The sequence below is a fragment of the Agrobacterium sp. MS2 genome, from assembly GCF_003261015.1.
In the GTDB taxonomy this organism is placed as follows: domain Bacteria; phylum Pseudomonadota; class Alphaproteobacteria; order Rhizobiales; family Rhizobiaceae; genus Agrobacterium; species Agrobacterium pusense.
The window spans coordinates 1-20363 of sequence record NZ_QLNF01000007.1 but is presented as its reverse complement, the minus strand read 5'-3'; the positions used below and the strand labels follow the sequence as shown (position 1 = coordinate 20363).

Below are 20363 nucleotides of genomic sequence, written 5' to 3'. Positions count from 1 at the left end.
CGGTCGAAGAGCGGAAAAATGTTTCCGCCGGCCAGTTGAGAACGATGAAAGGAAGGTACGAAATGGCAAAGAAACTTACGATCCTCGTCACCGCCGCCCTCATGGGCACGACGGCTTTCGCGCCGCTTGCCATCGCTCAGGGCACGACGCAGCCCGCGCCGGCAAATCCCAGCGCACAGACTGAACCGGCGACGCCGCCAGCGACGCCCATGGCTCCTGCAGCACCCTCGGCCAATGACAGCGCAGCCACGACCACCGGCGGAGCCTATCTGACGGAGCAGGGCGAAACGCAAATCAGCGCCAATGACTATATCGGCAAGTCTGTCTACACAGCGGCCGATGAGAGCATCGGCAATGTGACGAACCTCATCATGGAACAGGATGGCGGTCTGGTTGCAGCGGTGATCGGTGTTGGCGGCTTCCTGGGTATCGGCGCCAAGGACGTGGCCGTTCCCATGGACAAGGTGACGATGACGCGCAACGCGCAGGACGGCACCATTCGCCTGACGACGACCGAAACCGCGGAAACGCTGAAGGCAGCGCCGGAATTCAAGACGCTGGAGCAGAAGACCAGCGAGCAGAACGCGGCAACCCCGGCGGCACCCGACAGCACCACCACCTCGGCGACAAAGCCGTAAATCCCATACCTGGGAGGCAGGAGCGGGAACAGGCGCCATCCGCCGTCCCGCGGGAGACACCGGCCGTCGGCCGGTGTCTTTTTATCAACTGACTGGTTTATTCACCCGCGTTCCGCGACGAATGCCATGCCCAGGCGGATTTGATGATATCGGAAAGAGAATAGCGCGGTTCCCAGCCCAGAACCTCTTTCGCCTTTTCGTTATTTGCCACCAGTGTTGTCGAATCGCCATCCCGACGCCCGGCATATTCGACGGGGAAGGGCCGACCGGAGACTTCCGAAATCGCTGCCAGCAATTCTTTGACCGTGGTGCCCGTGCCGGTGCCGAGGTTGAGTTCCACGGTTTCCCCGCCCGCCAGCAGATAATCCACTGCACGCACATGGGCGTCGGCGAGATCGAGAATATGGATGTAGTCGCGCACGCAGGTTCCATCGCGCGTGTCGTAATCGGTGCCAAATACCTTGAAACCCTGACGCCGGCCGAGTGCGGCCTCGATGGCCAGCGGGATCGCATGGGTTTCCGGTTTGTGCCATTCGCCGATGCGGCCTTCGAAATCAGCGCCTGCGGCATTGAAGTAGCGCAGCATTACCGAGCGCAGCCCCTTATAGGCGCTGTAATCCTTCAGCGCCTGCTCGACCACCCATTTGGTGCGGCCATAGGGGTTGATCGGCGCCTGCCGGTGCGTTTCGTCGATCGGGACCTGTTCCGGCAGACCATAGGTGGCGCAGGTGGAGGAGAATACGAAGGCATTGACACCGGCATCGATGGCGGACGAAAGCAGGTTGAGCGAGCCGATGACGTTGTTGTCATAGAAAGCCACGGGCTGCTTGACCGATTCACCGACCTCGATCAGTGCCGCGAAATGCAGAACCGCCTCCGGCCGGTGTTTGGCGAAGACTTCGTCCAGCCGCGCCCGGTCGCGAATATCGCCCTGTTCGAAAGGCCCCCAGCGGACGAATTCCTCATGCCCGTTGGAGAGATTGTCAAAAACGACCGGTTCATACCCTCTTTCAGAGAGGAGAAGGCACGTGTGCGAACCGATATAGCCGGCACCACCGACGACAAGGACTTTCTTCTTCATCAATTGCCTTTCAAAAAATTACGGATGCGCCGAGACTGTATGTTACTTTGTTTAAATAAGGGCGGCGTGGCGCAGTGCGCCATCAACCAATCTATCCTTCGCGGGTAACATAAAAAAAAACCGCGCATCCATGGGCCGGATGCGCGGTTGGTGTCGCTGGCGAGCCAAGAAGTTACTTGGTCTTTTTTGTACCTGCCCTCGTGGCGAGAAACCCGGCTGCGACGGCGACGGCAAGTGTCGCATAGGGGCGCGCCTGTATCGCGAGTGAAAGCAACGACTGAAGAGCAAGCGGCGCCGCCGTGAGCGGCGCTGCGGCAGCGAGCCGCGTGACCGGCCTTGTTGCATAGACCCTTGGACGCTTCAGGATGGCGAGTGCCACAAGCATGATGACTCCAAGCAGAAACGCGGATCCGGCGACGACCAGCGCTGCAGGGCCTGCGCCGACGTGCCGGGCGAGGTAAATCGATCCGGCTACAACCGCCGCCACGAAGGCTATCAGGAAAAATATTCCCGCCAGCACCGATAATATGATGACAGAGCGCAGTCGTCTCGTGACGACACGCCCTTCACGCTGGGTCTCCCCCAGATAGACCAGCAATGCCTCAAGCATGAGCTTATCGACGTGTCAGGAGGGCAAGAACGAAACCGACGCCGACCGCAATGCCGAGCGACTGGAGCGGGTTTCGCTGGACCTGGTCCGTCAGATTGTCATTCAGCGTTGAAATCTCGTTGCGCACGGTATCCGCCATGTCGCTCGATGCGGAGATGGCATCGTCCGCAACACGCGCGGCCTGAGCTTTCAGCTCATGCGAAGCACCGACGCCAAGCGCCTTCACGCTCTTGGCAAGATTTGCCAGATCTTCGCGAAGCTGGGCGAGCTGCGCGGCCACATCGGCTGCATCACCGCTTTCGAGGGATTGCTGGATCTTGTCATTAACGCTGCTACGCACGCTTGCCATGAGTGAAGTCCTTCTTGAACATCGTTGATGGAGATGGCGACATGTCCATGACTGACGCCGCTTGACTTTCATTACGGCGGCAGAAACTACCCGCCTGTCCGTGATTGAAACGCAGCGACACCGACTTGGTTCCGCAACGTCATGTCTTTTCTTCGTCCCGCTCGATGCGCCTCATTTTTAAGGAATTAGTCCCCGGACATTTGTTTTCCTGTAACAAGCATCATATAAGGCCCATCATCCAAGACCGACCTTGACTTCAATCAATATGTGAAACGAGATGCTGCAGACGCCATATTACCTCATCGACAAGACAAAACTTCTTCGCAACATGGAGAAGATTGCCTATGTGCGGGAAAAATCCGGTGCCAAGGCGCTGTTGGCGTTGAAATGCTTCGCCACCTGGTCGGTGTTCGACTTCATGTCGCAATATATGGATGGCACCACTTCCTCCTCGCTTTATGAAGTCCGTCTTGGCCGCGAGAAATTCGGCGGTGAAACCCATGCCTACTCCGTTGCCTATGCCGATTACGAGATCGACGAGGTGATTGCGAATGCCGACAAGATTATCTTCAATTCCATCGGCCAGCTGGAGCGCTTTGCCGACAAGGCGTCCGGCATCACGCGCGGTCTGCGCCTCAATCCGCAGGTCAGTTCCTCGAGCTTCGATCTCGCCGATCCCGCACGTCCGTTCAGCCGCCTTGGCGAATGGGATGTCGCCAAGGTCGACAAGGTCATGGATCGCATTTCCGGTTTCATGATCCACAATAACTGCGAAAACAGCGATTTTGCCCTGTTCGACCGCATGCTGACGCAGATCGAGGAAAAATTCGGATCGCTGCTGTCGCGTGCCGAATGGGTGAGCCTCGGCGGCGGCATTCATTTCACCGGCGACGATTATCCGCTCGACCAGTTCTGCGACCGTCTGCGTGCCTTCTCAGAAAAATACGGTGTGCAGGTGTATCTCGAGCCGGGCGAAGCCTCGATCACGAAGAGCACGACGCTCGAAGTGACGGTTCTCGACACGCTGTTCAACGGGAAGAACCTCGCTATCGTCGACAGCTCCATCGAAGCGCACATGCTCGATCTTCTGATCTATCGTGAGAGCGCCAAGGTATCGCCGAACGAGGGCGAACATCCCTATATGGTTTGCGGCAAGTCCTGCCTCGCCGGCGATATTTTCGGCGATTTCCGCTTCGACAAGGAGCTGAAAGTGGGTGACCGCATCTCCTTCCAGGACGCAGCCGGTTACACCATGGTCAAGAAAAACTGGTTCAACGGCGTGAAGATGCCGACGATCGCCATCAAGGAACTCGACGGCTCGGTTCGCGCCGTCCGTGAATTCGACTTTGCCGATTTCGAGCAAAGCCTGTCTTAAACCCTGTTTCAACATCCAACGAAGCTCATCCCTGCGGGGAAAAGGAGGCATCACCTGAAATGAAGAAGAACGTTCTGATCATCGGCGCCGGTGGCGTAGCACAGGTCGTGGCGCATAAATGCGCCCAGAACAGCGATGTATTGGGAGACATTCATATTGCGTCACGGACTTTGGAAAAGTGCCGCAAGATTGTCGAGTCCGTACGCGAAAAGAAGAGCCTCAAGACAGATGTGAAACTTGAGGCCCATGCGCTTGACGCGATGGATATCGAGGCGACGAAAGCCTTGATCAACAAGACCGGCGTACAGATCGTCATCAACGTCGGTTCGGCTTTCGTCAACATGTCCGTTCTTCGTGCCTGCATGGACACGGGTGTTGCCTATATGGATACGGCGATCCACGAGGATCCCACCAAGATTTGCGAGACGCCGCCGTGGTATGGAAACTACGAGTGGAAGCGTGCTGAAGAATGCAAGGAGAAGGGCATTACTGCCATTCTCGGTGTCGGTTTTGACCCGGGCGTCGTCAACGCCTATGCGCGTCTTGCCAAGGATGAGTATTTCGACAGGGTCACCTCGGTCGATATCGTCGACATCAATGCCGGCAGCCATGGCCGCTGGTTCTCCACCAACTTCGATCCGGAAATCAACTTCCGTGAGTTCACCGGGGTCGTTTATTCCTGGCAGAACGGCCAGTGGCAGACCAACCAGATGTTCGAAGTCGGCCAGGAATTCGATCTGCCTGTCGTCGGCAAGCAGAAGGCCTATATGACCGGCCATGACGAAGTGCATTCGCTGTCCAAGAACATGGACGGCGCCGATGTCCGCTTCTGGATGGGGTTCGGCGATCACTATATCAATGTCTTCACCGTGCTGAAGAACCTCGGGCTGCTGTCCGAAAAGCCGGTCAAGACGGCTGAAGGTCTGGAAGTCGTGCCGCTGAAGGTGGTCAAGGCCGTGCTGCCCGATCCGTCTTCGCTGGCGCCCGATTATGTCGGCAAGACCTGCATTGGTGATATCGTCAAGGGTATCAAGGACGGCAAGGAACGCGAAGTCTTCATCTACAACGTGGCTGACCATAAGGAAGCCTATGAAGAAGTCGGCTCGCAGGGCATTTCCTACACAGCTGGCGTTCCGCCGGTTGCTGCCGCCATGTTGATAGCGACGGGCGAATGGGATGTGAAGCAGATGGCAAACGTTGAAGAATTGCCACCGAAGCCGTTCCTGAACCTTCTGAACAAGATCGGTCTTCCGAACCGCATCAAGGACGAAAACGGCGACCGCGCGCTGGAGTTCTGATTGCCGGTGTTGTGATTGCGTTAAATAGAAAGCCCCGCGAAAGCGGGGCTTTTTGCTGAATCTGTCGACCTGAATCGATTGCAAAGTTTTCGCATCCCCACTCCGTCACCCCGGACTTGATCCGGGGTCTAGCGCGATCAAGTCTTTGATCGCAAAAGGGTCTTCTCACGACGCAGACGCGTCGTGGCTGGATGCCGGATCAGGTCCGGCATGACGGAGGAGGTCGTCAACCGGCTTGGGTCCCACAAAAAGGGACCCATTTTCTTGCAAGAGCTAAAAACGAAGGGCGTCCTCAGCCCTTTGTCGGCTTTGGCCCACGCTTTTCGAATGGCTTGTCCTTCTTGCCCTCATATTTCGGCTTGTCGCCAAAGGGCTTTTTCTTTTTCCAGGGCTTGTCTTCGCCCTTGCGATCATCGCGGGGGGCGCTCGCGTAGTCGGACTTGCTGAACTTCCGCTGGGCCTTGGCCGGCCGCGTGTCTTCGCGGAAGCCGCCGGTCATCTCGGGTTTGCCCTCAAGCGCCTTCAGGCGAATGCCCTTTTCGAGCGTCATGTCCTTGCCGATGGCGGAGGTGAAGCGGTCGACGGCGTCGGCTGCCAGTTCCACGAAGGTTTCGGTCTGTTGCATGCGGATCGCCCCGATATCCTGGCGGGTGATCTTGCCGAAACGGCAGAGCATCGGAATAAGCCAGCGCGGTTCTGCACTCTGCTTGCGACCGACAGACAGGGAGAACCAGGCACTGTCGGAGAAATCGGACCTGTCGCGGCGCGGAGCGTTGTTTTCGACCGTTTCGAAACTGTCGCGGCGCGGCTTGCGGGTGTTATCAAGCGCGACTTCAAAAATGTCTTCCGGTGCCGAACGTCCCGCATGATAAAGGCGCACGAAGGCCGCCGCGACTTTTTCCGCGCCATGCTGTTCCAGCAGCTTGGTCACGAAATCGCGTTCGTCATCCGCCACTGCTTCGCTCAGCGTAGGATCGGCCAGAAGCCGGGCGCCGTCGCGCTCGACGATCTCTTCAACGGAGGGTGGGTGTACCCATGCGGCGCTGACCTTGGCGCCTTCGAGCAGGCGCTCGGCCTTGCGGCGCTGGCTGACCGGCACCACGATGGCGCTGACGCCCTTCTGACCGGCGCGGCCGGTGCGGCCCGAGCGGTGCAGAAGCGTTTCGGAATTGGTCGGCAGGTCGGCATGGATGACGAGTTCGAGGCCGGGCAGGTCGATGCCGCGGGCGGCAACGTCTGTCGCCACGCAAACGCGGGCGCGGCCGTCACGCATGGCCTGCAGGGCATGTGTACGCTCGTTCTGCGTCAGTTCGCCGGAGAGAGCCACGACGGAGAAGCCACGATTGTTCAGGCGGGCCGTCAGGTGGTTCACCGCGGCGCGGGTGGAGCAGAACACGATGGCGTTGCGGGCTTCGTAAAAGCGCAGCGCATTGATGATGGCGTTCTCGCGATCGGAAGGCGAAACCAGAAGCGCGCGATATTCGATATCCACATGCTGCTTCTGTTCGGAAGCGGTGGCGATGCGCACGGCGTTCTTCTGGTAGCTTTCGGCCAGCTTGGCGATGCTGCGCGGCACGGTGGCCGAGAACATCAGCGTGCGGCGATCTTCGGGCGATTCCTCCAGAATGAATTCCAGATCTTCACGGAAGCCGAGGTCAAGCATTTCGTCGGCTTCGTCGAGCACGACAGCGCGGATCGATGAGAGATCGAGTGCATTGCGCTTGATGTGGTCGCAGAGACGGCCGGGCGTGCCGACGACGATATGCGCGCCGCGCTCCAGCGCCCGGCGCTCATTGCGGATATCCATGCCGCCGACGCAGGAGGCGATGGAGACACCGGCAAATTCGTAAAGCCATTCCAGCTCGCGCTTGACCTGCATGGCCAGTTCGCGTGTGGGGGCGATGGCAAGCGCCAGAGGGGCAGCGGCTTGGCCGAAACGGGTGTTGTCACGCAGCAGCGTGGTCGCAAGCGCGATGCCGAAGGCAACGGTCTTGCCGGAACCGGTCTGCGCGGAAACCAGCGCGTCCTTGTCGGCAAGTTCCGGCGCAAGCATGGCCTGCTGCACGGGGGTCAAATCTTTATAGCCGCGTTTTTCCAACGCCTGCGCGATCGCCGGGGCGATACCCTGGGTGTCTGTCATCTACCGTCTTTCGGATATGAAGCTGCCCGCATCCGCCCGAAACCAATAGATCCTAAAGTCTCCGGGGCAGCCGATACAGGCCATTTCGGCCATCTGGCCGGTTGCATTGCCGCGCTCATACTGCGAATGGGCCGATTTGTACAGTGCACCGCGGTACGCTCTTTTGCGGGTGCTTTATCCCGCCGGCGCGTCAGTGCGCCATTGTTGCATGTTCAGGCTCCCGAAAAAGGCGTACCGCATGGTTCATAAACGGCATTGCGTGGCCCCCGCCTTTTCGCTAAGAGACCCGCAACTTGAGGCTCTTTGTCAGGAAGAGCCGACTGGGTTTGTTCTTGTCCGTCCGTCTTGTGAAAGAGCCGGCGGGAAAATGGGATGGTACTGGTCAAGGCTATGGCTCGCATTGTCATGAAATTCGGCGGCACGTCCGTCGCGAACCTCGAACGCATTCACAATGTCGCCCGGCATGTGAAACGCGAAGTGGATGCCGGCCATGAAGTGGCCGTGGTCGTTTCCGCTATGTCCGGTAAAACCAACGAATTGGTTGACTGGGTGCAGAACGCAGCAAAGATTACGGGGAGCAATGCCGCCTCCTTTTATGATGCACGCGAATATGACGCGGTTGTTGCATCCGGCGAGCAGGTGACGTCAGGTCTTCTGGCGATCACGCTGCAATCCATGGGCATCAATGCGCGCTCCTGGCAGGGCTGGCAGATCCCGATTCGCACCGATAATGCGCATGGCGCCGCCCGCATTCTCGAGATTGACGGCTCGGATATCGTGAAACGCATGGGCGAGGGCCAGGTTGCCGTTGTTGCCGGCTTCCAGGGCATCGGTCCCGATAACCGCATTGCAACGCTTGGCCGCGGCGGCTCCGACACCTCGGCCGTTGCCATTGCCGCTGCCGTGAAGGCGGATCGTTGCGACATCTATACGGATGTCGATGGCGTCTACACGACCGATCCGCGCATCGAGCCCAAGGCTCGCCGCATGAAAAAGATCGCCTTCGAGGAAATGCTCGAAATGGCGTCGCTCGGTGCCAAGGTCCTGCAGGTCCGCTCGGTCGAGCTTGCCATGGTACACAAGGTGCGCACCTTCGTTCGCTCCAGTTTCGAGGATCCCGATGCGCCGGGCATGGGCGACCTCATCAACCCGCCCGGTACTTTGATTTGTGACGAGGATGAAATCGTGGAACAGGAAGTCGTAACCGGCATCGCCTATGCCAAGGATGAAGCACAGATCTCGCTGCGCCGCGTGGCCGACCGTCCGGGCGTCTCCGCCGCGATCTTCGGGCCTCTGGCGGAAGCACACATCAATGTCGACATGATCGTGCAGAACATTTCCGAAGACGGTTCGCGCACCGACATGACCTTTACCGTTCCTTCGGGCGACGTTGCCAAGGCGCTTAAGGTTCTCGATGACAACAAGGCCCAGATCGGCTTCGACGTTGCACAGAACGAAACCGGCCTCGCCAAGGTTTCGGTTATCGGCATTGGCATGCGCAGCCACGCGGGCGTTGCCGCCAGCGCATTCAAGGCACTGGCCGAGAAGAACATCAACATCAAGGCGATCACCACGTCGGAAATCAAGATTTCGATCCTGATCGATGGCGCCTATGCCGAACTTGCAGTTCGCACTTTGCATTCTGCTTACGGCCTCGATAAGAGCTAAGCCGAGACATCGGTTCCCGATGCTCCGATTCTTCGGAGTTGCGTTCTTCCGATGTGGCGTTTCATGAAAGCGTGTCCCTTGCGGGACGCGCTTCTCGCGCTATAAATTTTTAAATGACGTTTTGATTCCCGAATATTATGACATTCGGATCGGAAGCGTCGGGGAGCAAACGCGATGAGAGACCTTTCCGCAGGTCCGCGCGTCCTGCTCAAGCGGCTGCGCGAAATGATGGCGGAGCACCTTGAACCGCAGGACCGCCTTGACCAGATCGTCCGTCAGATCGCCGGCAACATGGTGGCGGAGGTTTGCTCGGTCTATGTGCTGCGTTCCGACAGCGTGCTTGAGCTTTATGCGACGGAAGGTCTCAACAAGGATGCCGTGCATCTTGCGCAGCTGAAAATGGGGCAGGGTCTTGTCGGCACCATTGCCGCTTCCGCCCAACCGCTCAATCTTTCCGATGCGCAGGCGCATCCCGCATTCCGCTATCTTCCTGAAACCGGTGAGGAAATTTATCATTCCTTCCTCGGCGTGCCAATTTTGCGCTCCGGTCGCACTCTTGGCGTTCTTGTGGTCCAGAACAAGGCCAGCCGAACGTACCGGGAGGATGAAATTGAAGCGCTCGAGACAACCGCGATGCTTATCGCTGAAATAGTGGCGAGCGGCGAGTTGAAGAAGATCACACGCCCCGGTGTCGAGCTGGACCTGACGCGTGCCGTCTCCATCGACGGCGACGCCTATGGCGAAGGCATCGGTCTTGGCCATGTGGTGCTGCACGATCCGCGCATTGTCGTTACCAACCTGCTGAACGAAGATGCGGATACGGAAATCCGTCGCCTTGCCGATGCTATAGGCTCGCTGCGGCTCTCCATCGATGACATGCTGCAGCGCCGTGACGTACCGACCGAAGGCGAGCACCGCGAGGTTCTCGAGACCTACCGCATGTTCGCCCACGATCAGGGCTGGGTGCGACGCATGGAAGAAGCGATCCGCAACGGCCTGACGGCGGAAGCGGCGGTCGAGAAAGTACAGAGCGATACCAAGGCGCGCATGATGCGTCTCACCGATCCTTATCTGCGCGAACGCATGCATGATTTCGACGATCTCGCCAACCGGCTGCTTCGGCAGCTCATCGGTTTTGGCGGTCGTGGTCCGGAACAGGATTTCCCGCTTGATGCCATCGTGCTGGCCCGCGCCATGGGGGCGGCCGAACTCCTGGATTATCCGCGCGAAAAACTGCGTGGTCTGGTGCTGGAAGATGGCGCGGTGACCAGCCATGTCGTCATCGTGGCCCGCGCCATGGGCATTCCGGTTATCGGGCAGGCGACGGGCATTGTCGCGCTTGCCGAAAACAACGATCCCATCATCATCGATGGCGATGACGGCCAGGTGCATTTGCGTCCGATGTCGGATCTGCAACGCGCCTATGAGGAAAAAGTGCGTCTGCGTGCCCGCCGGCAGGAGCAGTTCCGCGCACTTCGCAATGTCGAACCGATCACCAAGGATGGCCAGAAGGTCAACCTCAAGATGAATGCTGGTCTTTTGGTGGATCTGCCGCAGCTGGATGAATCGGGTGCCGATGGCATTGGACTGTTCCGTACCGAGCTGCAATTCATGATCGCTTCCAACATGCCGAAGGGTGAGGAACAGGAGGCCTTCTACCGCTCCGTCCTGCGGCAGGCGAAGGGCAAGAGCGTTACCTTCCGCACGCTGGATATTGGCGGCGACAAGGTCGTTTCATACATGCGCGGCCAGGAGGAGGAAAATCCGGCGCTCGGCTGGCGGGCGATCCGCCTGTCGCTCGACCGGCCGGGGCTGATGCGCACGCAGATGCGCGCGCTTCTGCGTGCCGCTTCCGGTGCAGAACTGCGCATGATGTTGCCGATGGTGACGGAGGTATCCGAAATCCGCGCTGCACGCGACCTGCTGCAGAAGGAAGTACAGCATCTTTCCAAATTCAGCCATGCGCTGCCGAAAAAGCTGCAGTTCGGCGCCATGCTGGAGGTGCCGGCGCTGATGTGGCAGCTCGATGAGCTGATGCAGGAGGTGGATTTCGTCTCCGTGGGTTCGAATGATCTCTTCCAGTTCTCGATGGCTGTGGATCGCGGCAACGCCCGTGTTTCGGATCGCTTCGACAATCTCGGCAAGCCGTTCCTGCGCATGCTTCGCGATATCGTGCGGGCGGGCGAAAGGCATCAGACTTCGGTTACGCTGTGCGGTGAAATGGCGAGCAAGCCACTTTCGGCAATGGCTCTTATCGGGCTTGGATTCCGTTCGATTTCCATGTCGCCGACGGCGATCGGCCCCGTGAAGGCCATGCTGCTCGGGCTCGATGCCGCAAGTCTTGCCGAAGAGTTGAACGCGGCGCTGGATGATCATAATTCGCTGGAAAGCGCGCGCGAGGTGTTGTTACGCTTTGCGGCGACGCATTCCATTCCCGTTTAAAAAGAACTGTTTCATAATTGGAGTGACTGGTGGCGAAGCTTCCCGTCGAAAAAATGCGCGAGTTGGAAAGACGTTTCGGCGAGATCGAAGCGCGTATGTCTGCCGGGCCTGCTGCGGATGTCTATGTGAAGCTGGCTTCGGAATATTCCGAGCTCGAGCCGGTGGTGAAGAAAATTCGCGAATACGAGAAGGCGATCTCTGAGGCCGCCGATCTCGAAGCGCTGCTTGCCGACAAGTCGACCGACAAGGATATGCGCGAACTGGCGGAAATGGAGCTGCCGGAGATCGAGAGCCGTATCGAAGAGCTCGAAAAGGACATGCAGGTCCTGCTTCTGCCGAAGGATGCTGCGGACGAAAAAAGTGCGATCCTCGAAATACGCGCCGGGACCGGCGGTTCCGAGGCGGCACTATTTGCCGGCGATCTGTTCCGCATGTATGAGCGCTTTGCTGCTTCCAAGGGCTGGAAGGTGGAAGTGCTCTCCGCAAGCGAGGGTGAAGCCGGCGGTTACAAGGAAATCATCGCCACCATCAGTGGGCGAGGGGTGTTCTCCAAGCTGAAATTCGAGTCCGGCGTTCACCGGGTGCAGCGCGTGCCGGAAACGGAAGCAAGCGGCCGCATCCACACGTCTGCGGCCACCGTCGCGGTGCTGCCGGAAGCGGAAGAAATCGATATCGAAATCCGCCCGGAAGACATCCGCATCGATACGATGCGTGCGTCGGGCGCCGGCGGCCAGCACGTCAACACCACCGATTCCGCCGTTCGCATCACCCATTTGCCGACAGGGCTGATCGTGACGAGCTCGGAGAAATCGCAGCATCAGAACCGCGCCAAGGCCATGCAGGTTCTTCGTTCACGGCTTTACGATATCGAGCGCCAGAAGGTGGACAGTGAACGTTCGGCCGACCGCAAGAGTCAGGTGGGCTCCGGCGACCGCTCCGAGCGCATCCGCACCTATAATTTCCCTCAGGGCCGTGTCACCGATCACCGTATCAATCTCACGCTCTACAAGCTGGACCGGATGATCGAAGGCGAGATTGATGAGCTCGTGGATGCGCTGATCGCCGATTATCAGGCGGGGCAGCTGGCGCAACTCGGCGAGCAGCATTGAGCGCGCCGGCCGGGGCCACTGTCGCAAGTGAACTTGCCGCGGCCCGCAAGCGGCTGCAGGCGGCAGGGATCGCCGATCCACTTCTCGATGCGCGTCTCCTGATTGCCGAAGTCGTCGGTTTTTCGTTGACCGACTTCGTGATGAAGCCGGACCGGTCGCTCACGACCGAGGAGCAAGCCCGAATTGATGCGATGGTTGAAAGACGCGCCGCCGGCGAGCCTGTTCACCGCATCCTGGGCCATCGGGAGTTTCATGGCCTGGATCTTCTTTTGTCGAGGGAAACGCTCGAGCCGCGCCCTGATACGGAGGTTCTGGTAGACACGCTGCTGCCTGCCTTGAAGGCTGCCGTTTCAGCCAGGGGCAGCGCGCGTATTCTCGATCTGGGCACAGGCACGGGGGCGATCTGTCTCGCGCTTTTGAAGGAATGCCCGGAGGCGACCGGTGTCGGCAGCGATATCTCCGCCGACGCGCTGGAAACAGCCTCGAGAAACGCATTCCGAAATGATCTCGGCGGTCGTTTCGAACCCGTTCAAAGCGACTGGTTCGAAAAAATCTCTGGCCGCTTTGACATAATTGTGTCGAATCCGCCTTATATAAGAAGCGATATCGTCGCAACGCTTGACCGAGAGGTTCGTCATCATGATCCTCTGGCGGCGCTGGATGGAGGTCAGGACGGCCTTGCACCGTACCGCCTCATCGCTGCCGAAGCAGGCCGCTTTCTTGTGGAAAACGGGATTGTCGGTGTGGAGATCGGTTTCGATCAAAGGCTTGATGTTTCCGCTATATTTTCTTCCCACGGCTTCTCTCTTCTGGACGCCGTGAAGGATTATGGCGGTAATGATAGAGTTTTGACCTTCCGGAGATAGTTGACGGCGATATGTCTGCGGAATTTTTTGCAAGGATATTTTGCACAGCAAAAGAAAAGGCTTGGATTTCCGCGGGAAGCGGGATAGTTTGCGGCCACATGCCGGGTGGCTGAGGACGAACTGAGATTCGTCAGGGTATGGGTCAGTCCCGAAGCGGGTTCTTTAAAGAGCCCTGAAAGGCTGGGCGTTTCCGGCATGTGAATCAGTAAACTTTGTTCGCAGACGGCTCGGTGCAGCATTTGCGCGACCGGTCGTCTTACGCGAGGTCTTGTCCGGAGGTATCTCGGCAGGGCGCGTGATGGAGCAATTTCAGGAAAAATTTCCAGCGGTTTTCCGCCCGGAATTGCATGAAAACAACCAGATTATCAGCAAAACAGAATTCAGGTGAGCAATTGATGAGGCCAGGACAGCAAAACAAGCGCGGCCGGGGGCGTGGAAACAACAACAATAATAATGGTGGCGGTAACAACAACTTCAACCGCAAGGGCGGTAACCCGCTGACCAGGACTTATGACAGTTCCGGCCCCGATGTTAAAATCCGTGGCACAGCCCAGCACATAGCGGAAAAATACGCGGCTCTGGCGCGCGACGCACAGAGTTCCGGCGACCGCGTGATGGCTGAAAACTATCTGCAGCACGCTGAACATTATAACCGCATCATCGCGTCGGCTCAGGCGCAGATGCAGGAACGCTTCCAGCGCGACGACCGCGGCGAGTATAATGCCGCCGATGCCGACGAGATGGATGTGAACGATGGTGACGAAGGCGCCATTGCACCGCAGCATCAGGCCGAACAGGCCGAGCGCGCGCAGCAGCCCGAACGCCAGGAGCGCGCCGAACGGAACGAGCAGCGCCAGGAGCGCCGTGAACGTCCCGACCGCCGTGAGCGGCAGGAGCGTCAGCCACGCCAGCAGGTGAGCGCAGACCAGCAGCCTCCGGTTTATGACGCCAGTCAGGCGCCGCAGCCCGTCATCGAGGGTACGCCGATGGAGGTGGCCGTCGAAGAGGAACAGCAGCAGGCGGAAGCTCCGGCCGAACGCGCACCGAAGACGCGCCGGGCGACTGGTCCGCGCCAGCGCCGTCCACGTCGCACTGCGGCTGCCGAAGGTGCCGAAGGTGAAGATGCAGGAGCCGGTGAAGAGGCCGCTCCCGCCACGCTTGAAAACGCCGCGGAATAACAGCGCAGGCAGACATGCCCCAGACTGAAAAACTCCGGCTCGCCGGAGTTTTTTTATTTTGGCGCGCCAAAGTCTATGACTGCGCGCGCCGGCATGGCTAGCAGGGTGAAGCTGACGCCTGTCAACTTCCTGGGAAAATTTCTCGACGGCCGGATTTCTTCCCCTTTAAACCGATGAAAATGCCTCCCATATTCGAGCAGGATGGAAGGTTGCCGATACTGCTGGCGACCGACCATCGAGAGGCGGCGATCGTGAAATCCTTAAACACGGCTGTCGTAGCGGGGCTTGCCTTTTGAGGGAGCCTCAACCCTAACACCCGGAGCCGTGCCGAAAGCGGGCGGGCCGGTCTATGGAGGTTCGACTATGAATATTGAAAAATACTCCGAGCGCGTTCGCGGTTTTCTGCAATCGGCGCAGACCTTTGCGCTGGCCGAAAACCATCAGCAGTTTTCGCCCGAGCATGTTCTCAAGGTGCTGCTCGATGACGAGCAGGGTATGGCGGCATCGCTGATCGAGCGGGCTGGCGGCGACGCGAAAGAAGCGCGTCTTGCCAATGATGCCGCACTGGCAAAATTACCGAAGGTATCCGGTGGCAATGGCGGCCTTTCGCTGACGGCTCCCCTTGCAAAGGTGTTTTCCACCGCCGAAGACCTGGCCAAAAAGGCTGGCGATAGTTTCGTCACCGTCGAGCGTCTTCTGCAGGCGCTTGCGATTGAAAGCTCTGCTTCCACTTCGGCTTCCCTGAAGAAGGCCGGCGTGACGGCGCAGGCGCTCAATCAGGTCATCAATGATATCCGCAAGGGCCGCACGGCTGACAGCGCCAATGCCGAACAGGGCTTTGACGCGCTGAAGAAGTTCGCGCGCGACCTGACGGAAGAGGCCCGCGAAGGCAAGCTGGACCCTGTTATTGGCCGCGACGATGAAATTCGCCGTACCATTCAGGTGCTGTCTCGCCGTACCAAGAACAATCCCGTGCTGATCGGTGAACCCGGCGTCGGTAAGACGGCGATTGCCGAAGGCCTCGCCCTGCGCATCGTCAATGGCGATGTGCCCGAAAGCCTCAAAGACAAGAAGCTGATGGCGCTCGATATGGGCGCGCTGATCGCAGGTGCGAAATATCGCGGTGAGTTCGAAGAGCGACTGAAGGCTGTCCTCAACGAGGTGCAGTCTGAAAATGGCGGCATCATCCTCTTCATCGATGAAATGCATACGCTGGTCGGCGCCGGTAAGGCGGATGGGGCGATGGATGCCTCCAATCTGCTGAAGCCCGCGCTTGCCCGCGGTGAGCTGCACTGCGTTGGCGCCACCACGCTCGACGAATATCGCAAGCATGTGGAGAAGGATCCGGCCCTTGCCCGCCGTTTCCAGCCCGTGCTGGTGGATGAACCGACCGTTGAGGACACGATCTCGATCCTGCGCGGGTTGAAGGAAAAATACGAACAGCACCACAAGGTCCGTATCTCGGATTCGGCCCTGGTTGCGGCTGCGACGCTTTCCAATCGCTATATCACCGACCGTTTCCTGCCGGATAAGGCAATCGACCTGATGGACGAAGCCGCGTCGCGTCTTCGCATGCAGGTGGATTCCAAGCCGGAAGAACTGGACGAACTGGATCGCCGCATCATCCAGCTCAAGATCGAGCGCGAAGCCCTGAAGCAGGAGACGGACCAGTCTTCTGTCGACCGGCTCAAGAAGCTCGAGGATGAACTGGCGGATACGGAAGAGAAGGCCGATGCGCTGACGGCCCGCTGGCAGGCGGAAAAGCAGAAGCTCGGCCACGCCGCCGATCTCAAGAAACGGCTGGACGAAGCCCGCAACGAACTGGCGATCGCGCAGCGCAACGGTCAGTTCCAGCGCGCCGGTGAATTGACCTACGGCATCATTCCGGGGATCGAAAAGGAACTGGCTGCAGCGGAAGCGCGGGACAGCAGCGGTGCCGGCTCGATGGTTCAGGAAGTGGTGACGGCGGACAATATCGCGCATGTCGTTTCCCGCTGGACAGGTATTCCGGTTGACAAGATGCTCGAAGGCCAGCGCGAAAAGCTGTTGCGCATGGAAGACGAACTTGCCAAGTCCGTTGTCGGGCAAGGTGAGGCCGTTCAGGCCGTGTCCAAGGCGGTTCGCCGTTCGCGTGCCGGCCTGCAGGATCCCAACCGGCCGATCGGTTCGTTCATCTTCCTCGGCCCGACGGGCGTGGGCAAAACCGAGCTGACCAAGTCGCTGGCCCGCTTCCTGTTCGACGACGAAACCGCAATGGTCCGCCTCGACATGTCGGAATATATGGAGAAACACTCCGTTGCCCGGCTCATCGGTGCGCCTCCCGGCTATGTCGGTTACGAGGAGGGCGGCGCTCTGACGGAAGCGGTTCGCCGCCGGCCTTATCAGGTCGTGCTGTTCGACGAGATCGAAAAAGCGCATCCGGATGTCTTCAACGTCCTGCTGCAGGTGCTGGATGATGGCCGCCTGACGGATGGCCAGGGCCGCACCGTCGATTTCAAGAACACCATCATCATCATGACCTCGAACCTCGGTTCGGAATTCATGACGCAGATGGGTGACAATGACGACGTGGATTCGGTTCGCGAACTGGTGATGGAGCGTGTCCGGTCGCATTTCCGGCCGGAGTTCCTCAATCGTATCGATGATATCATCCTCTTCCATCGCCTGCGGCGGGACGAGATGGGTGCCATCGTGGAAATCCAGTTGAAGCGGCTCGTTTCGCTGCTGGGAGATCGCAAGATTTCGCTCGAACTGGATGAGGATGCCCGTAACTGGCTTGCCAACAAAGGCTACGATCCCGCCTATGGCGCGCGTCCGCTGAAGCGGGTGATCCAGAAGGCGGTTCAGGACAGGCTTGCGGAAATGATCCTTGGCGGGGAAATCCCCGATGGTTCGCGGGTCAAGGTGACCTCTGGAACCGACCGGCTGCTGTTCAAGGTCAAGCCGCCAAAAGCCGAGGCCGACACTGAGGCCGCCGACGCTGCATAAAAAAAGGGCTCCGGAAACGGGGCCCTTTTCCTATAAGCGGACTCTGTTGATCTGAAATCCCCTGCCGATCAGCGGCTTGCCACCTGATTGGACTTTTCTTCGATATTCAGCAGATTGTCGATGCGTTTTCTCTCGTCGGAGAAACGCGCCAGCGCTTCGCCGGAAAGCGACTTGCCGCCCGGCAGACGCACCTTCATTGCGTCCACCTTGGTGCCGTTGACGATCAGCTCGTAGTGCAGATGCGCGCCGGTCGAAAGACCGGTCGACCCCACATAGCCGATGACCTGACCCTGCCGGACCTTTGCCCCCTCGGTGACCCCCTTGGCGATCGCGCTTTGGTGGTTATAGGACGAGACATAGCCATTGGCATGGCGGATCAGGGTCTGGTTGCCGTAACCGGAGGCCCATCCGGCCTTCTCGACAGTGCCGTTACCCGTAGCGATAATCGGCGTGCCCCGGGCGGCGGCCCAGTCTGTTCCCGTATGCATGCGGCTGAATTTCAGCACGGGATGGCGGCGCATCCCGAAACCGGAGGTCATGCGGCCGTTTGGAACCGGGTTGCGCAACAGGAACTGCCGGATGCTTTTGCCGTTTTCATCGAAATAATCGATGCTGTTGTCTTCCGGATTCTGGAACCGGTAAAAGCGTGTCTCGTTGTCGCCGAACTTGGCATTGACATAGAGCAGCTCCGACTTGTCCGTCGCCTTGCCATCCGCATCTTCCACGGAGAAGAAGGCTTCGAGCGTATCCGCCGGCTTGAGCTGCGCCTGGAAATCGACGCTGCTGGCCAGAAGCTTGATCAACTGCGAGACCATGCCCTGGTTCATGCCGTAAGCAAGCGCGGCGCGGTACACCCCGTCATAGACGCTTGGCAGATCGCGCCCCGCCGCAGGTGCCGGTGTGCTGTCAAAGGCGGTCGCCACCGCGTCCAGTTTCGGTGGTTCGCTGGCCTTGATGAAGCGCTTGCGGTCATCGACGGCCATGGTGACCATGTGGCGGCCCTTGCGGTAAAGGCTCACGCGCACGATATCGCTTTTCTCGTCTTCCTGAAGGATGCCGACGCGCAGCACATCGCCGCTTTCCACATTGTTCGACTGGATTTGCGGTGCCAGCAGGCCGGCAATCTCCGAAGACTGTGCCTTCGAATAACCTGCGCCGAAAAGCGCGGCCTCGATGGTTTCAGTCTGGCGGGCAGGGATCACGTCATCGGCATATTCCTTGACGGGAACGGAGGCCGATTGTGGTGTCGAGACCGACATGTTCTGTTCGACGACGCGGGCGGCCAGGCCGGCGGTGATGTCGACGTCGCCTTCGTCATTATCGAAACGGCGTGGATCGATGTAATAAAGCGCGGCAAGCTGTTCGTTGCCGTCCGTCAGGATCGAGCCGTTGGAACGCACGGCTTCCTCCACCTCATCGAAGCTCAGCGAGCCGGCGAAGGGGAATTTGGAATGCTGCACGGGAAAGGCAACGGTCTTCAGGCTGACTTCGGATTCGACCTCGGAACCGTAAATCGTTCCCGTCCTGCTCGGTGCAGGTGCCGATGCGTCCTTGTCGTCATTGCTGGCGAAGATATTAAGGGGATCGAAGGCTGGATAGTCGTCCTGCTTGGCGTAATTTGCCGCAAGCGGAATTTTCACGTGGGAGAATGGCACCTTTCGGACCACTTCCTTGTCGCCTTCGTTGATGACCGTCGAGACTTCCATGATCGAGCGGTCGGACGGTCGCGCGGCAATATTCGGTGCCACGAGGCGCGTGCCGCGACGGGCTGCCTCCGTCACGTTGTTGCCCATATCCGCCTTGGCGAAGGCTTCGGCGGGGATGGCAAGCTGCTGACGTCCGTCGAGAGCGGCGAACAGGGCCACACCCATCAATATGGAAGAGGTAATACCAGTGAGGAACGTGCCGGAAAGCCATCGAAGCGAAATTTCGCGGCGATCGGGTGCACGTCGCCCTTCCGCCAGAATTGGCGGTTCCGTGCCTAGCGACCGGATCACGTTGCGATCCGCAGTCATACTGGGTGTGCCCCGTCGGTCATGCGCTCTCCAGAAACTTCAGGCGAAGATGTGCAACTTTCAAAGCCGCGAGTCAAATCCATCGACAGCATGGCTAAAGGTTTGCAGCGCGCTTTATAGGATATGCGCAGGCATGCCCCATGTTAACGCTTCGTTGACAAACCAATTAGTGAGGAACCGGGCCAAAAGAAGGCACGCCCCGCTTCTTGCGGGCCTTCGGGATCTTCTCCTTTGCAAAATCGCCGCGTTTAACAGGGGCCCGCCGGCCGGCATTTCCAGGAAACCGAAATAACATATTAAATTCAGACCCTTGTCGAATTTTCTGAGTTTTTCGAATTTGGCCTGTTGACTTGTTCGGTGGGGTTCTCTTATAAGTCCGCTCACTGAACGAGGGCGGCGGCGCTGCTGGCGACGAAGTCTTTCGTTCTAAATAAATCAAGGAATGAGCTGGTTGCTTGTTTGGTTTCGAGGCCTTTTGGTTTCGGGGATTTGATTTTTTGACTGCTTTTGGTGGTCTGTTTTTTGACAATTAAATATGAGAAGAAAGAGAAACGTGGGCGGCGAAGCTTGCGGGGTCTGAATGTAATTTGGATCTCAGGAATAGAC

The 20363-nt window shown here is 58.8% G+C and carries 15 protein-coding genes; 9 read left to right on the top strand and 6 right to left on the bottom strand.

The genetic code is table 11. The annotated features are described in order from the left end of the window. The first annotated feature begins 62 nt into the window (after window positions 1-62). Window positions 63-638 (top strand): PRC-barrel domain-containing protein, encoded by a 576-nt coding sequence (locus tag DOU54_RS01720; RefSeq protein ID WP_004437975.1) that lies wholly within the window; start codon window positions 63-65, stop codon window positions 636-638. 97 nt (window positions 639-735) lie between these two features. Here the strand turns inward: DOU54_RS01720 and galE are convergent, their stop codons facing one another. The 3 genes from galE to DOU54_RS01705 form a co-directional block, all read right to left on the bottom strand. Continuing rightward, window positions 736-1719 carry a UDP-glucose 4-epimerase GalE gene (gene galE, locus DOU54_RS01715; RefSeq protein WP_100911374.1) on the bottom strand — a complete coding sequence of 328 codons (984 nt, stop codon included), beginning with the start codon at window positions 1717-1719 and terminating at the stop codon, window positions 736-738. Between the two features lie 172 nt (window positions 1720-1891). Continuing rightward, window positions 1892-2329 (bottom strand): hypothetical protein, encoded by a 438-nt coding sequence (locus tag DOU54_RS01710; protein WP_113730345.1) that lies wholly within the window; start codon window positions 2327-2329, stop codon window positions 1892-1894. Between the two features lie 4 nt (window positions 2330-2333). Further along, window positions 2334-2678: an ElaB/YgaM/YqjD family protein gene (locus tag DOU54_RS01705; protein ID WP_004437983.1), complete on the bottom strand. Its 345-nt coding sequence runs from the start codon at window positions 2676-2678 to the stop codon at window positions 2334-2336. Window positions 2679-2955: 277 nt separating this feature from the next. Between DOU54_RS01705 and nspC the strand changes: the two genes are divergently transcribed. Together nspC and DOU54_RS01695 are read left to right on the top strand one after the other, a co-directional pair. Next, the gene (nspC, locus tag DOU54_RS01700; RefSeq protein WP_004437985.1) at window positions 2956-4053 is read left to right on the top strand and encodes a carboxynorspermidine decarboxylase; all 1098 of its coding nucleotides are present in this window, start codon (window positions 2956-2958) and stop codon (window positions 4051-4053) included. 59 nt (window positions 4054-4112) lie between these two features. Beyond that, window positions 4113-5351, top strand: a complete 1239-nt coding sequence (locus DOU54_RS01695; protein ID WP_044459420.1) for a saccharopine dehydrogenase family protein — start codon at window positions 4113-4115, stop codon at window positions 5349-5351. 292 nt (window positions 5352-5643) lie between these two features. Here the strand turns inward: DOU54_RS01695 and DOU54_RS01690 are convergent, their stop codons facing one another. Next, the gene (locus DOU54_RS01690) at window positions 5644-7491 is read right to left on the bottom strand and encodes a DEAD/DEAH box helicase (protein WP_113730343.1); all 1848 of its coding nucleotides are present in this window, start codon (window positions 7489-7491) and stop codon (window positions 5644-5646) included. Between the two features lie 390 nt (window positions 7492-7881). Between DOU54_RS01690 and DOU54_RS01680 the strand changes: the two genes are divergently transcribed. The 6 genes from DOU54_RS01680 (at window position 7882) to clpB (ending at window position 17742) form a co-directional block, all read left to right on the top strand. Continuing rightward, the gene (locus DOU54_RS01680; RefSeq protein WP_006698035.1) at window positions 7882-9159 is read left to right on the top strand and encodes an aspartate kinase; all 1278 of its coding nucleotides are present in this window, start codon (window positions 7882-7884) and stop codon (window positions 9157-9159) included. A gap of 174 nt (window positions 9160-9333) precedes the next feature. Next, window positions 9334-11601 (top strand): phosphoenolpyruvate--protein phosphotransferase, encoded by a 2268-nt coding sequence (gene ptsP / locus DOU54_RS01675; RefSeq protein WP_035210705.1) that lies wholly within the window; start codon window positions 9334-9336, stop codon window positions 11599-11601. Window positions 11602-11630: 29 nt separating this feature from the next. After that, the gene (prfA, locus tag DOU54_RS01670; protein ID WP_035210707.1) at window positions 11631-12710 is read left to right on the top strand and encodes a peptide chain release factor 1; all 1080 of its coding nucleotides are present in this window, start codon (window positions 11631-11633) and stop codon (window positions 12708-12710) included. Then, a complete protein-coding gene (prmC, locus tag DOU54_RS01665) occupies window positions 12707-13576 on the top strand; it encodes a peptide chain release factor N(5)-glutamine methyltransferase (protein WP_035210709.1) in 870 nt (289 codons plus the stop codon). Before prfA ends, prmC begins: the two co-directional genes overlap by 4 nt. A 395-nt stretch (window positions 13577-13971) precedes the next feature. Further along, the gene (locus DOU54_RS01660) at window positions 13972-14754 is read left to right on the top strand and encodes a DUF4167 domain-containing protein (protein ID WP_004437999.1); all 783 of its coding nucleotides are present in this window, start codon (window positions 13972-13974) and stop codon (window positions 14752-14754) included. Window positions 14755-15117: 363 nt separating this feature from the next. Continuing rightward, on the top strand, window positions 15118-17742 hold the full coding sequence (gene clpB, locus DOU54_RS01655; RefSeq protein WP_006698032.1) for an ATP-dependent chaperone ClpB: 2625 nt from the start codon (window positions 15118-15120) through the stop codon (window positions 17740-17742). A gap of 68 nt (window positions 17743-17810) precedes the next feature. Here clpB and DOU54_RS01650 read toward each other — a convergent pair whose 3' ends face one another. Further along, window positions 17811-19757 (bottom strand): M23 family metallopeptidase, encoded by a 1947-nt coding sequence (locus DOU54_RS01650; RefSeq protein ID WP_006698031.1) that lies wholly within the window; start codon window positions 19755-19757, stop codon window positions 17811-17813. A 380-nt stretch (window positions 19758-20137) separates the two neighbouring features. Beyond that, window positions 20138-20363 (bottom strand): hypothetical protein (locus DOU54_RS01645; RefSeq protein ID WP_193603283.1); only part of this gene is annotated, 226 nt, incomplete at its 5' end.